At 39.6% G+C, this 15,846-nt stretch carries 12 protein-coding genes; 11 read left to right on the forward strand and 1 reads right to left on the reverse strand.

All coding sequences use genetic code 11. The features are described from left to right. Positions 1-123 precede the first annotated feature (123 nt). From IGJ95_RS03915 to IGJ95_RS03965, 11 genes are all read left to right on the forward strand, one after another. Entirely contained in the window at positions 124-858 is a 735-nt protein-coding gene (locus IGJ95_RS03915; protein ID WP_010736068.1) for a glycerophosphodiester phosphodiesterase, read from the forward strand. Between the two features lie 7 nt (positions 859-865). Then, positions 866-1,789: a tRNA (adenosine(37)-N6)-dimethylallyltransferase MiaA gene (gene miaA / locus IGJ95_RS03920; protein ID WP_010736067.1), complete on the forward strand. Its 924-nt coding sequence runs from the start codon at positions 866-868 to the stop codon at positions 1,787-1,789. Further along, entirely contained in the window at positions 1,786-3,030 is a 1,245-nt protein-coding gene (gene hflX, locus IGJ95_RS03925; protein WP_010736066.1) for a GTPase HflX, read from the forward strand. Before miaA ends, hflX begins: the two co-directional genes overlap by 4 nt. A gap of 169 nt (positions 3,031-3,199) precedes the next feature. Continuing rightward, the gene (locus IGJ95_RS03930) at positions 3,200-3,595 is read left to right on the forward strand and encodes a MerR family transcriptional regulator (protein ID WP_010736065.1); all 396 of its coding nucleotides are present in this window, start codon (positions 3,200-3,202) and stop codon (positions 3,593-3,595) included. Between the two features lie 29 nt (positions 3,596-3,624). Next, positions 3,625-4,965, forward strand: a complete 1,341-nt coding sequence (glnA, locus tag IGJ95_RS03935) for a type I glutamate--ammonia ligase (RefSeq protein WP_010736064.1) — start codon at positions 3,625-3,627, stop codon at positions 4,963-4,965. A gap of 656 nt (positions 4,966-5,621) precedes the next feature. After that, positions 5,622-7,232 (forward strand): CTP synthase, encoded by a 1,611-nt coding sequence (locus IGJ95_RS03940; RefSeq protein ID WP_010736063.1) that lies wholly within the window; start codon positions 5,622-5,624, stop codon positions 7,230-7,232. A gap of 262 nt (positions 7,233-7,494) precedes the next feature. Continuing rightward, positions 7,495-8,364, forward strand: coding sequence for a class II fructose-bisphosphate aldolase (locus IGJ95_RS03945; protein ID WP_010736062.1), 870 nt, complete (start codon positions 7,495-7,497; stop codon positions 8,362-8,364). Positions 8,365-8,537: 173 nt separating this feature from the next. Then, positions 8,538-9,809 carry a UDP-N-acetylglucosamine 1-carboxyvinyltransferase gene (locus IGJ95_RS03950; RefSeq protein ID WP_137072045.1) on the forward strand — a complete coding sequence of 424 codons (1,272 nt, stop codon included), beginning with the start codon at positions 8,538-8,540 and terminating at the stop codon, positions 9,807-9,809. After that, complete coding sequence (rho, locus tag IGJ95_RS03955; RefSeq protein ID WP_010736060.1) at positions 9,806-11,101, forward strand: transcription termination factor Rho; 1,296 nt, start codon at positions 9,806-9,808, stop codon at positions 11,099-11,101. Before IGJ95_RS03950 ends, rho begins: the two co-directional genes overlap by 4 nt. Positions 11,102-11,197: 96 nt before the next feature. Further along, positions 11,198-11,461, forward strand: a complete 264-nt coding sequence (locus IGJ95_RS03960; RefSeq protein ID WP_010736059.1) for a type B 50S ribosomal protein L31 — start codon at positions 11,198-11,200, stop codon at positions 11,459-11,461. Between the two features lie 693 nt (positions 11,462-12,154). Continuing rightward, positions 12,155-14,374, forward strand: a complete 2,220-nt coding sequence (locus IGJ95_RS03965; protein ID WP_023519263.1) for a M60 family metallopeptidase — start codon at positions 12,155-12,157, stop codon at positions 14,372-14,374. A gap of 139 nt (positions 14,375-14,513) precedes the next feature. On the opposite strand, the gene IGJ95_RS03970 is transcribed toward IGJ95_RS03965, so the two are convergent. Beyond that, positions 14,514-15,836, reverse strand: a complete 1,323-nt coding sequence (locus IGJ95_RS03970) for a PTS sugar transporter subunit IIC (protein WP_010736057.1) — start codon at positions 15,834-15,836, stop codon at positions 14,514-14,516. Positions 15,837-15,846: the final 10 nt, after the last annotated feature.

Here is a 15,846-nt window from a genome sequence, read left to right on the forward strand (position 1 = left end):
TGTTTACTCAAGGATAAGAGAAACTAAACATTTTGATAAAGTAAAAGTTTGGGCACTTACAATGAGTCCAAGCTTTTTCTTTTTTGTTCCTGTGGTAAAATAGGGATGATCGGAGTGAGGACTATGGTACAGATTTATGCACATCGAGGAAGTAAAGGAACCCATCCGGAAAATACATTGCCCGCCTTTTCTGAAGCAGTAAGAGTGGGGGTGGATGGGATCGAGCTAGATGTCCATCTTAGTAAGGACGGTCAACTGATTGTTATCCATGATGAAACCGTTGATCGAACAACCAATGGAAAAGGCCTTGTTCGAGAAAAGACTCTCGAAGAGCTGAAAAAATTGAATGCAGGCAGTTGGTTTAGTAAAGATTTCCCAGCAGCGAAAATCCCTGCGCTAAAAGAAGTACTCTCGCTACTTCTCCAAAAAAATTATCGAGGAACATTGATGATCGAAATCAAAACGGACAAGTATGAGTATGAAGGGATCGAAGCACAAGTATCTGAACTTATGACAAAAAATGAGTGGCCGTTTCGTCATGCTTATTGTAGTTTCAACCTTCGTTCCTTAGAACGTTTATCCGTCATCGAACCAGACGCACAACTGGATCTTTTAATGAGTGATTCAATGAAAAAATTAGATCTAGCTAAGACCTTACCTTTTATTGAAGGTCTTCACCCTAAAGCAACTTGGGCATTTGCGCATCCTCAGGAAATACAGGAGTTTCCAAAGCGTATTCGTCTTTGGACAGTCAATACGACAGAAGAGCTTGAAAGAGGATTAAAGGAACCTGTGGATGCACTCATCACAGACTTTCCTGAACGTGCTTGGTATGTTAAACAATTAATGAAAAAGTAGGAGCCATATGGAAAAAGTATTAGTGATCGTAGGACCCACAGCAGTTGGTAAAACAGCGTTAAGTGTGACACTTGCCCAAAAATTCAACGGCGAGATCATCAGTGGAGATTCCTTACAAATTTATAAACATCTGGATATCGGTACGGCAAAAATCAAGCCAACTGAAATGATGGGGATTCCTCATCATTTGATTGATGTGATCGAGCCAGACCAGCAGTATTCGGCAGCGGATTTTCAACAGGCAGGTCGCAAGTTGATCAAGGAAATCACCGAAAGAGGACATTTGCCGATCATCGTTGGTGGCACCGGTTTATATATTCAATCGTTATTGTACGATTTTCAATTAGGAGCAAATGAAGAAACGGATGCTACTGTTCGAGAGAAATATGAAAAAATGGCTGAAGAACTAGGAAAAGAAAAACTTTGGGCTTATTTGAATGAACGCGATCCGCTTGCAGCGGGGAAAATCCATTGGAATAATCAGCGAAAAGTGATTCGCGCATTAGAAGTATTTGAGACAACAGGCTATAGTATCATGGCACCGAAAGATAGACCTGAGTGCTTGTATGATTATTATATGATCGGTCTGGATACGGAGCGTGAGTTCCTTTATAGTAGAATCAACCAACGAGTGGATCAAATGCTCACAGAGGGATTGATTGCAGAAGCAAGAAAGGTCTATGAATTAGGGGCGGTTCAAGCCAGTCAAGGGATCGGCTATAAAGAATTCTTTCCTTATTTTGAAGAAAACATCACTCTAGATGAGGCAGTCGAACAAATCAAATTGAACTCTCGGCGCTATGCCAAACGACAACTGACTTGGTTTCGTAATCGTTTGACGGCGCATTGGTTCGATCTCTTGAAAAAACCGACAGATCTAGCAGAGATCGAAAATGCCATCGAAGGTTGGCTGAAAGAGGTGGGAACATGAGAGAAGCAAAAGAAAAAGTAATCATTGTTGGTGTAGAAACGGAAGAAAATCAGCGATATTTTGCTGAATCAATGAAAGAATTGGAACAATTGATCGATACAGCAGCTGGTGAAGTCGTATATAGACTCACGCAAAAACGACCGCAAGTGGATCGTCAAACGTTGATCGGTAAAGGAAAGCTTCAAGAATTGACCCAATTAGCAGATGCTTATGAGGCAGATCTTGTCATATTCAACCACGAATTGACTCCGCGTCAAAGTCAGCTGATTACCGATGCGGTAGGGGCGCCGGTCATTGATCGAGTCCAATTGATCTTGGATATCTTTGCGATGCGTGCGCGATCTAAAGAAGGGAAACTGCAAGTCGAATTGGCGCAATTGCAATACCTACTACCTCGTCTCGCTGGACAAGGTGAGTCGCTTTCTCGTCTTGGTGGTGGGATCGGTACAAGGGGACCAGGAGAAACGAAACTGGAAACGGATCGTCGGCATATCCGCAACAAGATCTTAGGCGTAAAAAGAGAGCTAAAAGCAGTGGAGGCCCATCGAGAACGTAATCGGCAAAAAAGACAAAGTAGCGAAGTGTTTCAAATTGGTTTGATCGGTTACACAAATGCGGGTAAATCAACAATCCTTAATTTATTGACGCAAGCTGAATCATATGCGAAAGATCAACTATTTGCCACCCTTGATCCGCTGACGAAAAAATGGCGTTTTGCGGAAGGATTCGAATTGACTGTAACGGATACCGTTGGTTTTATCCAAGATCTGCCCACCCAGTTGATTGATGCGTTCCATTCAACCCTTGAAGAAAGTCAAGGGATGGATCTCTTGCTTCATGTTGTCGATGCAAGTTCTTCTGATCGAATCTTGCAAGAACAAACAGTTTTAAAGTTGATGGACGAGTTAGATATGAAAGAAATGCCTGTATTGACTGTCTATAATAAATCAGACCAGATCGACACAGCAGGATTTACACCGACTTTATTTCCGAATGTCTTGATTTCTGCTCAGACACAAGAGGGGAAAGAACGCTTGATCGAGGCCGTCAAACGGCAATTGATGGAGTTGATGCTTCCTTATACGAAAATTGTGCCGAGTGATCAAGGACAAACATTAAGTGAGTTGAGACGGCAGACACTTGTATTAGATGAACACTTCATTGAAGAACAAAATAGCTATGAAGTACGTGGGTTTGCGAATAAAAATTCAAAATGGCTAAAAAAAGATGAGTTATTTTAAAAATGAAATAATAAGAAAAAACGAGCTTGATCGACTTCATATAGAAGTGGATCAAGTTTTTTTATAAAAAAAACTGCTCCTTATGTAAGAAAACCTAACATGGGAGGTTGACAGTCTTTTTTGTGATTGGTATACTTTATTCAATTGATAGGACGAAAGGAGACGTCAGATGGGAGAAAAGGAATTACGTCGTTCAATGTCAGTATTTCCAATTGGTACAGTTATGAAACTAACAGACTTGACTGCTCGACAAATCAGGTATTATGAAGAACAGGAATTTGTTCATCCCGAGCGAAGTGAAGGAAATCGACGCATGTATTCATTGAATGATATCGATATTCTATTAGAAATCAAGGATTATCTTTCAGAAGGATTGAATATGGCTGGAATCAAACGTGTCTATGAAATGGCACAGGCGAAAAAACAAGAAGAAAAAAGTAAAAAACCGCTGACCGATCACGACGTTCGTCAAATTTTCCGTGATGAGATATTAGCTCAAGGTGGGTTAGCCAAAACAGGACATTATCAGTCACAAGGCTTGCAACAACGTCAATACTTTGACTGAATGAAATAAAAAAAAGAAAGAGGGATACCATGGTAAAGAAACAAATCACAGGCGAAGAAATTAAACGAATTATTGAGGATGAGAACGTACGCTTTTTACGTTTGATGTTTACAGATATATTAGGAACAATCAAAAATGTTGAAGTTCCAGTGAGTCAAATCGACAAAGTACTTGAGAATAAAATGATGTTTGATGGTTCTTCGATTGAAGGATTTGTCAGAATCGAAGAAAGTGATATGTACTTGTATCCTGATCTTTCTACTTGGATGATTTTCCCATGGGAAAGCGACCACGGCAAAGTGGCGCGCCTGATTTGTGACATTTATAATCCAGATGGTACTCCATTTGCTGGTGACCCTCGTGGCAATCTGAAACGTTCATTAAATGATATGAAAAAACTTGGCTTTACCTCATTCAACTTAGGGCCTGAACCAGAATTCTTCTTGTTCAAATTAGATGAAGATGGTGGCATCACTACGACGTTGAATGACAAAGGTGGTTACTTTGATTTTGCACCAACGGATCTAGGCGAAAATTGCCGTCGAGATATCGTATTGGAATTAGAAAGCTTAGGTTTTGAAGTGGAGGCTTCTCACCATGAAGTGGCTCCTGGACAACACGAGATCGACTTCAAATATGCAGATGTCGTGGATGCTTGTGACAATATCCAAACGTTTAAATTAGTCGTGAAAACCATTGCTCGTAAACATGGCTTGCATGCGACTTTCATGCCAAAACCATTATTCGGGATCAACGGTTCTGGAATGCACTGCAATATGTCTTTATTCAATGAAGATGGAAATGCCTTTTACGATAAAGACGGAGATTTAGAATTAAGTCAAACTGCGTATCATTTCTTAGGTGGCTTACTGAAACATGCGCGCGCGTATACAGCGGTCTGCAATCCAACGGTCAACTCTTATAAACGTTTAGTTCCAGGCTACGAAGCACCTGTTTACGTGGCATGGAGTGGACGTAATCGTTCGCCATTGGTACGTGTACCGGAATCTCGTGGTTTATCCACTCGTTTAGAATTACGTTCTGTCGATCCAGCAGCGAACCCATACCTAGCAATGGCTGTTTTACTACAAGCAGGTTTAGATGGTATCCGTAATGAATTGACACCACCACCGGCTGTTGATCGTAACATCTACGTGATGAACGAAGAAGAACGTGAAGAAGCGCAAATCCAAGATCTTCCATCAACGATCCACAATGCCATTAAAGAATTGCGCAAAGACAAAGTGATGATCGATGCGTTAGGCAATCATATCTTTGCAAACTTTGTGGAAGCAAAACGTCTGGAATGGGCTGCCTTTAGACAAACCGTTTCTGAATGGGAAAGAGAACAATATTTAGAGCTTTACTAATAAAATCCCATTAAATCAAAGAAAAGTATAGAAGAGGTCGTGACAGAAGTGTTCAGCCTCGAGAAATAAGGCGCCATCCACGAAAATTGTTCTTCAAATTTTTGTGGATGGCGCCTTATTTCCAAAGAGGTTACTTCTGTTTCTGCCGTTTATTCGGTTTTAGGTGGTACAAGAGGACTAATGTCTCAGACGCTTTTTTTCTTCATCACTGGAGTGTGAATTTTTGGCCTTGTGGCTCGCTTGCAGTGGATCCTGAGAAAACTTTCCTATTACCTGCTTTGATAGAGTATGGAAAGGAGTAAAAAGGGTGACATCCAAATAAAATTTTCCTATAAAGCGATTATTTGATCGTTTATGAGATTTTTTGTTCCAACTATTTCGATATATATAGTAATATTTTTTTCACTATTTTTATTCCGTTTCATAGGACTTAATGTATTGACGTCAGTGAAAGTGCTTTTATCCATCAAGTAGGTATAAACGTAATTGAATACTTGACTTTCGTTTAGATAGCTTGTAATATACACCTTGGGCACCCTTTTAGAGGGTCAGAAGTTTACAGAAATCAACGCTCCCTATTCTTTAGAAGGATAGGGAGCCTTATTTATTTTCTTAGACTTTTCCTGCAGATAAAACAAGAAGGAGTTTTTGAACATATGACAAAATACATTTTTGTGACAGGCGGCGTGGTTTCATCGATTGGTAAAGGGATCGTAGCAGCATCTTTAGGCCGTTTGTTGAAAAATCGTGGATTGAAAGTAACGATCCAAAAATTTGATCCATACATCAACGTGGACCCAGGAACAATGAGTCCATACCAACACGGAGAAGTTTTCGTTACAGATGATGGAGCAGAAACGGATTTGGACTTAGGCCACTACGAACGTTTTATTGACATCAACTTGAACAAATACTCCAATGTGACGACAGGAAAAATTTATTCAGAAGTCTTGCGTAAAGAACGTAAAGGGGAGTACTTAGGCGCAACTGTCCAAGTGATTCCGCATATTACGAATGAAATCAAAGAAAAAATCATGCGTGCAGCTAAAATGACTGACTCAGATATCATTATTACAGAGGTCGGCGGCACAGTTGGGGATATTGAATCACTGCCATTCTTAGAAGCATTGCGTCAAATGAAAGCTGATGTTGGCTCTGATAACGTGATGTATATCCATACAACGTTGATTCCTTATTTAAAAGCGGCTGGTGAAATGAAAACTAAACCAACACAACATAGCGTGAAAGAGTTACGTGGATTAGGTATCCAACCAAACATCTTAGTCGTGCGCACAGAGCAACCAGTATCTCAAGATGTCAAAAATAAATTGGCACAATTTTGTGACGTTGAACCAGAAGCAGTAATCGAATCACCAGACGTAGATACACTATATTCAATCCCGTTATTATTGCAATCACAAGGAATGGATCGGATCGTTTGTGATCATTTGAAGCTTTCAACACCAGAAGCAGATATGACCGAATGGAAAGCATTAGAAAATCGTGTCTTGAACTTGAAGAAAAAAGTTCGCATTGCTTTAGTAGGGAAATATGTTGAATTACCTGATGCGTATATCTCAGTTGTTGAAGCATTGAAACACTCAGGTTTTGCGTTTGATGCGGATATCGAATTGGATTGGGTAAAAGCCCATGAGTTAACGAGTGAAAATGTGGATGAACGATTGAAAGAGGCCGATGGGATCTTAGTACCAGGTGGTTTTGGTGATCGAGGAATCGAAGGGAAAATCGAAGCCATTCGTTATGCTCGTGAAAATGATGTCCCATTCTTAGGAATTTGTTTAGGGATGCAAATGGCGTGTGTTGAATTTGCACGTAACGTTGTAGGTCTAGAAGACGCTGCTTCAGCAGAAACGATTCCAGAAACTGCAAACAACATCATCGACTTGATGGCAGATCAAGAAAACATTGAAAATCTTGGTGGAACATTACGTTTAGGGCTTTACCCATGTAAAGTCAAAAAAGGCACGACTACTGCTACAGCTTATGATGGGGCAGAAGTGGTTCAAGAACGTCATCGTCATCGCTATGAATTCAACAATAAATACCGTCAACAATTTGAAGAACATGGCTTAGTCTTCTCAGGTGTATCTCCAGACAATCGTTTAGTTGAGATCGTTGAGATCACAGATAAGAAATTCTTTGTTGGTTGTCAATTCCATCCAGAATTGATTTCACGTCCAAACCGTCCGCAAAAATTGATCAAAGCATTTGTTGGTGCTTCGTTAACGGAACGCGAATCAAAATAAAAAATACTAGGAATTGATCCGTCAAAATCAGCGAGTGTCAAATTATTAGAATTGTTATTAATAAATATTTTAAATGTTTATAGAGAACCTTTTACCTACGATATTTCGGTGGATTTTATTTATTTAATGAAAAAAGCGTCTTGAAAATTTTCATTTTTATTGATTTTAGTAGAAAACTAGTGAAATGTTTGGTAAAATAGGTTCGTTGGTTAAGGATCATCTTAACAAATTTAGTTTTCACAAAATTTAGGAGGAATTTATTATGCCAGTAGTATCAGGAGCTGAATTTTTACAAGCTGCTCGTAAAGGCGGTTATGCTGTCGGCGGGTTCAACACAAACAACTTAGAATGGACTCAAGCGATCTTAGAAGCAGCTGAAGCTAAAAAAGCACCAGTACTTATCCAAACTTCAATGGGTGCAGCTAAATACATGGGTGGTTACAAAGTATGTAAAGACATGATCACTAATTTAGTTGAATCAATGAACATCACTGTTCCAGTGGCAATCCATTTAGACCACGGTGACTACGATGCTGCATTAGAATGTATCGAAGTTGGCTATACTTCAGTTATGTTCGATGGTTCTCATTTACCATTCGAAGAAAACTTGAAATTAGCTAGAGACGTTGTTGAAAAAGCTCACGCTAAAGGAATCTCAGTTGAGTGTGAAGTTGGTTCAATCGGTGGAGAAGAAGATGGAATCATCGGAACAGGTGAATTAGCAGACATCGAAGAATGTAAACAAATGGTAGCAACAGGTATTGACTACTTAGCATGTGGTATTGGTAACATCCACGGTCAATATCCAGAAAACTGGAGCGGATTAGCATTTGATCACTTACAAGCAATTGCTGATGCTGTAGGTTCAGATGTACCTTTAGTATTACACGGCGGATCTGGTATTCCTCAAGATCAAATCGAAAAAGCTATCTCAATGGGTATTTCTAAAGTAAATGTGAACACTGAATTCCAATTATCATTTGCTGCAGCAACTCGTGAATATATCGAAGCTGGTAAAGACCGCGAAGGTAAAGGATTTGACCCTCGTAAATTATTAGCACCAGGTAAAGCAGCAATCGTTAAAGATGCTGAATCTCATATCGACTGGTTCGGTTCTGCTAACAAAGCATAATCGATAAAAGTTAGATCGAACGAGATAACTGATAGAAGAGAACAATGTGCCGATCCGGCGATTGTTCTCTTTTTTTATTTAAATAAAAGGAACGATACTCGTTTCTTCGTTTCATCTATGATAAAATACAAGCATATGTATAAAATTTGAGGAATAAACAAGGTGGGGAACAAATGAAAAAAATAATCATCGAAGGAAATCGTCCATTGACTGGTGAAGTAACGATCAGTGGTGCTAAAAATAGTGCAGTTGCCTTGATACCAGCAGCGATTTTAGCAGATTCTCCTGTGATCTTGGAAGGTGTACCTGACATTCAAGATGTTCATTCATTGATAGAAATTTTAGAAATCATGGGCGCAACTGTCCGTTTTGAAAACAATGTATTAGAAATCGATCCACGTGGTGTCGTTTCAGTACCGATGCCAAGTGGGAAGATCAATAGCTTGCGTGCTTCTTACTATTTTATGGGCACCTTATTAGCTAAATTTGGCGAAGCAGTTGTTGGTCTACCAGGCGGCTGTTACCTTGGTCCGCGTCCAATCGACCTTCATATCAAAGGGTTTGAAGCGTTAGGAGCAAAAGTCACAAATGAACATGGTGCGATGTACTTACGAACAGAAAACAAAACGCTTAATGGAAATCGTGTGTTTATGGATGTGATTTCTGTTGGTGCAACGATCAATATCATGTTAGCAGCAGTGAAAGCAAATGGACAGACGACAATCGAAAATGCGGCGCGTGAACCTGAAATCATTGATGTTGCGACATTATTGAACAATATGGGTGCCAAGATACGTGGAGCAGGTACTGACGTGATTCGTATTGAAGGAGTAGAAGAACTGCATGGCTGCCGCCATTTCATGATTCCTGACCGTATCGAAGCAGGGACTTATTTGGCTGTAGCTGCTGCCGCAGGAAATGGCGTAAAAATCAAGAATGTGATCTATGAGCATCTTGAAAGTTTTATTGCTAAACTTCAAGAAATCGGTGTGAGCATGAAAATCAGTGAAGACGAGATCGAAGTTTATCCTTCAAAGAATTTAAAAGCCGCGAATGTGATGACTTATCCGTATCCAGGTTTTGCCACAGACTTACAACAACCGTTGACACCGTTATTATTGATGACTACTGGAACTGCTGAGATCGTGGATACGATCTATTCGAAGCGAGTGAATCATGTTCCTGAATTAGCACGAATGGGTGCTGATATCTCAGTAGAAGGTAATATGATCATCCTGAATGGGCCGAATAAACTCCATGGCGCTGAAGTTGTTGCTTCAGATCTACGCGCAGGGGCTTGTTTAGTGATTGCAGGATTGATGGCAGAAGGCACGACAACGATTTATAATGTCGAATATATTTTGCGTGGTTATGATCATATCATCGAGAAATTAACAGCAATCGGAGCAAGTATCAAAATGGTGGAGGAAGTGGAAGCCGAATGAGCGATTATTTGACAATGGCCGAACTGGAAAACAAAACACTAAAAGATGTTTACAGTTATGCAAAAGAATTCAAGATTCCTTATTACAGTAAGATGAACAAAAAGGAATTATCCCTAGCTGTTATTCGAGCTCAGGCTGAAAAACAAGGCTTTTACTATATGGAGGGGATTTTAGATATCGTTGGACAAGACGGCTATGGTTTTTTGCGTCCGATCAACTATGGTCCAAGTGTCGAAGATATTTATATCTCTGCCTCCCAAATTCGTCGCTTCAGTTTAAGAAACGGTGACAAAGTAGCTGGTAAAGCAAGACCGCCTAAAGAATCAGAACGATATTACGGATTGATGCACGTTGAAAGTGTCAATGGGAGAGATCCTGAAGATGCGAAAGAGCGCCCGCATTTCCCAGCATTGACACCGCTTTATCCGGAGAAGCAACTTCGTTTAGAAACGACACCGCAACAAATTGCAACACGCATGATCGATATTTTCTCGCCGATTGGCTTTGGACAACGTGGGTTGATCGTTGCACCGCCGAAAGCAGGAAAAACATCCATCTTAAAAGAAATCGCTAATGGGATCACTGAAAATCATCCAGAAGTGGAGTTGATCGTTCTATTGATCGACGAAAGACCTGAAGAAGTAACCGATCTTGAGCGTAGTGTCAAAGGCGATGTGGTTTCTTCCACATTTGATCTGCAACCACAAAACCACACGCGGGTTTCTGAATTGGTTTTAGAGCGTGCCATGCGTTTAGTTGAAGATAAACGGGATGTCGTCATCTTGATGGACAGTATCACTCGCTTAGCTCGTGCTTATAATCTAGTGGTACCACCAAGTGGTCGTACATTGAGCGGAGGAATCGATCCTGCAGCATTGTACAAACCGAAAAAATTCTTTGGCGCTGCCAGAAATATTGAAGAAGGCGGTAGCTTAACGATTTTGGCTACGGCATTAGTTGATACTGGGAGTCGGATGGATGATGTCATCTACGAAGAATTCAAAGGAACAGGGAACTTAGAATTACAACTATCTCGTGAATTATCAGAACGCCGTATTTTCCCTGCCATCGACATCAAAAAATCAGGTACTCGTAAAGAAGAGTTATTGATGGATAGTGATCAGCTAGAAGAAATCTGGAAACTCCGTAAGCATATGATTGGCGACTCATTAGAATATACGGAACAATTGATCCGTTTCTTGCGAAAAACTAAAAATAACCAACAATTTTTTAAAGATTTCCAAGATGTTTCTTTTGGCAAAAAAAATCCCACAAGAAATTTAAAAAGATAATTGCAAGCTTATAGGAAACATGGTAAGATGTAAATGTTGTAAATCGACAAATCAACTCTGGTTCAGCAAATGAAGCAGGGCAAAGGAGCGAATAGCATGAAAGAAAATATCCATCCAGATTACCATCCAGTCGTATTTTTGGATTCTACAACTGGTTTCAAATTCTTGTCAGGTTCAACAAAAACTTCACAAGAAACAGTTGAATGGGAAGACGGTAATACATACCCAGTCATCCGTGTCGAAGTAACTTCTGACTCACATCCATTCTACACTGGACGTCAAAAATTCACACAAGCAGACGGACGTGTGGACCGTTTCAACAAAAAATACGGTCTCAAAGACGAAAACGCTGCAGAATAATCAAACCATTGTTAAGTCAAGGTTTAACAGACTATCCTATCAGGATAGTCTGTTTTTTGCTTTTGATCTTTTGTAAATACCAATGTACCACTCATGAAAACAGCAAAACGATTTACTGTTTCTTCTGATCACTGGTTGGCTGTTAACGAAGAATTCTAAACATTAGGTTTATTCGCTTGGTATACAGAAGTACGTGTTAATTTCCTACGTTTTCAAAAATAATAATAGGTTTATGAATTAAGTTTTTTAATGTGTAGATGTATGCTCAGAATCTTTTTCCAAATAAAGAATATTCTGCAAGTAACGATGATTCAGCATTCGACATCAGAAGAAAAGATACTTGCTGTCGAATGCATATCAGACGCGGACATTCCAGAGATAAGAAAAATCTATTTGCTTAAACATTCTAAAACTGTTTCTATCAGAGGCTAGGTCATTCAAGTAGTCTGTTTTTTTATTATATAGGCAAAATATACAAAACATGTTTATTCTTTCCTTATTTTTTTAAATCATTGTTTGATAAGGATAGTGATATAAACAGCAATTTTATAGGTAATTATCAGTTGAAGCATAAATAAAATAAATTTTTTTTCATTTTTTTTAGATGTGATGAAAAATTGGTAAATAACATATTCTTTCAGATGTTATAGTTATTTTGTAATAAAAATTAATTTTAGGGGAGTTATTTTAAAAATGAAGAAAAGTTTATTATTTAGCGCTGCGCTGTTAGGGATAGTTATGTTTTCTGATATAACTACTGCAGATGAAGTTATTCATTCGAGGGATAATGAAAAAGCTACCATATCTGCAATCGTACAAACAAATCAAAATATTTCTACTAAACTGGAACTCAAACAGAGTGAGAATCTAAATACATATAGATCAACTATTTTAGATAATCCATTTGGTCCGAGTACTAATCAATCGACCGGAATATATAAGCGTGGGAATGATGTGATCGAGATATACGTAGATGAATCAACTGATCAAACACAACTGCCGACATATACAGTTACTACACCTGCTTTAACGAGTTTTTCGGAAGGGTCGGCAAATGGAACACAACTGGTTAAGGGACGTAATGTGATTTCTGGTTCGCAAGTCGGTCTGATCCACATTCGAAATGAATCTGGTCAAACAGCGCAAGGAAAACTAAGTATTGAAATCAAAGGTGGGATAAAGATTCCTCGGTTTATTCTTGGTAAAACAACCCAGCAGGAATGGACAAAAATGATTGCCGATAATCCGACAGCAGTAGGCTATGAACTAGTCAGTGACCGTGTGTTAGTGACAGGATCGAATCGAACACTCCAGGATGCAAAGGATCCTGAGACGATTCTTAATGCACATGAGAAAGTCATTACATTCCATAATCAAACGTCTGGTTTAGATGGTAGTTCTGCTGTCCATCGAAAGCCAGTTGGTTTGTTCCAGCATTTGCGAGAAACCATTCAGTCTGGCTATTATATGTATGCTTTTTATCAACATACAGCTTATAACAGCACCTCAGATGCAATGAGAGCAGTACTGAATCCTACGACTATCGGACAATGGGGAATTTGGCATGAACTTGGTCATACGTATCAATTATCACGAATGAATTGGAAAGACTTGACGGAGGTCACAGTAAATATTTATTCTCTGCGCGCAGAAAAAGGACTGAGCGAGCGTAGTCGTCTAGAAAGAGATAATCGTTATCCAACTATTTTCAACTATTTGAATGGAACAGGACAGAAACAATTTGATGACCAGGATATCTGGACAAAATTAGGAATGTTCTGGCAATTGGAATTAGCATTTGGTGAAGATTTCTATCCTAATTTACATAAAATGTATCGAAATGAACAACGCGCCCTTCCTACGGAACAAGATAAACGTCAGTATTTTGTCGTTGCGGCTTCAAAAATCAGTGGTCAGAACTTACAACCTTTCTTTGAAAAATGGGGTATTCAAGTAACTGCTGAAAGTCGACTTGAAATGGAAAAACTACCAAGCTTGACTAAAAAAATCTGGGAGTATCGAGATGAGATGACAGGTGAAGTAGGAGATATCGATGGTGGTACGAACAATAATGACAAAGAAGCACCGACGATCCCATCAGATCTTGCGGCGAATGAGGTAACAAGTCATTCTGTCAAATTAACATGGAATCCATCATCAGACAACACAAAAGTCAAAGGGTATAATGTTTATCGGAACAACGTAAAAGTGGGAACAACGGATAAGCCAGAGTATTTAGATGAAAATTTAAAGAGTAACGAAGTATATGTGTATCAGGTGAGTGCTTATGATGAAGCAGGTAATGAATCAGCAAAAACGGGCTTCTTGACGGTTGTTACACGACAAGAAGAAAAAGATGACGAAGCACCAAGCATCCCTACAGGTTTGACACAAGGCACTGTTACTACAAATACCGCACAGATCACTTGGACTGCTGCGACAGATAATTTACGTGTGGCTGGCTACAATATCTATCGTGATGGGGTGAAAATCAATTCAGTAACAGGCTTGAATTTCACCGATACAAATCTAGCAAGCAATACTAGCTATACTTATCAAGTCAGTGCTTATGATGGAGCAGGTAATGAGTCAGGAAAAAGTCCGGCAGTGATAATCAAGACCAATGAGCAAAATGTTATTCAAGATACTTGGCGCAGTGACCAAATTTACACAGCAGGAGATTTAGTGATTTATAACGGCATCCAATACCGTGCTAAATGGTGGGTCAGAGGTGAACGTCCTGATACATCTCAGGCATGGGAGAAAGTAGATAAAACACAAACAGAAGAATGGAGAACAATCAAAGCATATTCTGGTGGTGACCGAGTCGTCTACAAAGGAAAGACCTATGAAGCAAAATGGTGGAATACCAATAGCAATCCCGAAACAAGCAGTGTCTGGGTATTGAAATAATAAGTTACAACAAATCAGTTTCGCTAGAATGAAAAAACAGTAATGAAAAATAGCACCTACTTCTTTCTTTAAGGAAAGTAGGTGCTGTTTTTATGAAATAAAAGAAGTTGACTCAAACTTACTTTAAGTATTTCTCAAATTAGTTAGATAGTGGTGTCTCTCTTGGTGTTCCAGTTTCTAAAGCCTGTTCTTTTGCTAATTCATTTTTATCATAAATCTTAACAAATGGATAATACATGAAAATGGAAAGAATGATCAATAAAATGTTCAATACGGCTGCCCGCCAGTCACCACCTGTAGCTAAGTAAGCACCAATAGGACCAGGGAGCGTCCATGGTGCGGTGATGGTAACAGCACTGACTAAACCTAGTTTAGTCGCAAACCAAGCGATGGTTGCGCAAACCATTGGAGCAAAGATAAACGGAATGATCAGTGTTGGATTCAATACGATCGGTACGCCAAAGATAACTGGCTCATTGATATTGAAAATAGAAGGAGTGATGATTGCTTTACCTAATTTTGAAGCATATTTTGATTTGGCTGTGAAGGCAAGCAGAATCGCTAAACCGATCGTACAACCTGCGCCACCGATCCAAACAAACCATTGATAAAAAGGTTCAGCTGCAATATTGGGTAAAGCCTCACCAGCTGCTGCTGCAGTTGTATTGGATTCTAAGATCTGCAACCATAAGGGGCGAGCAAGTGAACCAATGATGGATACGCCATGGATACCGAATGCCCAGAAAAAAGTGATTAGAAAAATCAGCAACAAGACACTCGGCAACGTATCGGTTGCGCTGATCAAAGGGCTGACAATTTTTGAAACGGCAGTGTGCCAATCAAAGCCGATGTAATAGCTGATCGATGCCATGACTAAAATCACGATCAAGGTTGGCGTTAATGCTTCGAAAGAACGAGCGACCGCAGGAGGTACTTGCTCAGGCATTGTGATTTTAAATTTCGATTTATCCGTCAAACGATACACTTCGACTGCAAAAATTGAAGTAATGATTCCGACAAACATCCCACCACCGCCAAGATTGGCCATAGGCAAAACAAAACCAGAAGTACCAGCAGCTTCCGCAGCCTCAAGAGGAATATTGACAGGGATAAAGGTCAACAAAAAAGCAATCGTAGCGAGTAACCCACCAGAAACAACATCTAGTTTATAGGTTTTGGCTAAACTGGCACCGATGCCAAATGTCGCATATAGAGACATGATATACATGGTCATGCGATAAGGTAATAAAATAGTTGCTGCATTTTCGGACAAGAACTGATAGATCCCCCAACTGGGCGGTAAGGGCGGAAAAGCAATGATCAAGAAAAACGAACCGACGATAATTAGTGGCAATGTAGCGATGATCCCATCACGTATGGCACGTAAATGTCTTTGGTTGGCAATTGTAGCCATTGGACCTGCCAAATAACGCTCAATGATTTCTGTAAACTTTGTTAACATATTGACACTC

It is taken from the genome of Enterococcus sp. AZ156 (assembly GCF_051714165.1).
GTDB classification, from domain to species: Bacteria; Bacillota; Bacilli; order Lactobacillales; family Enterococcaceae; genus Enterococcus_B; species Enterococcus_B pernyi.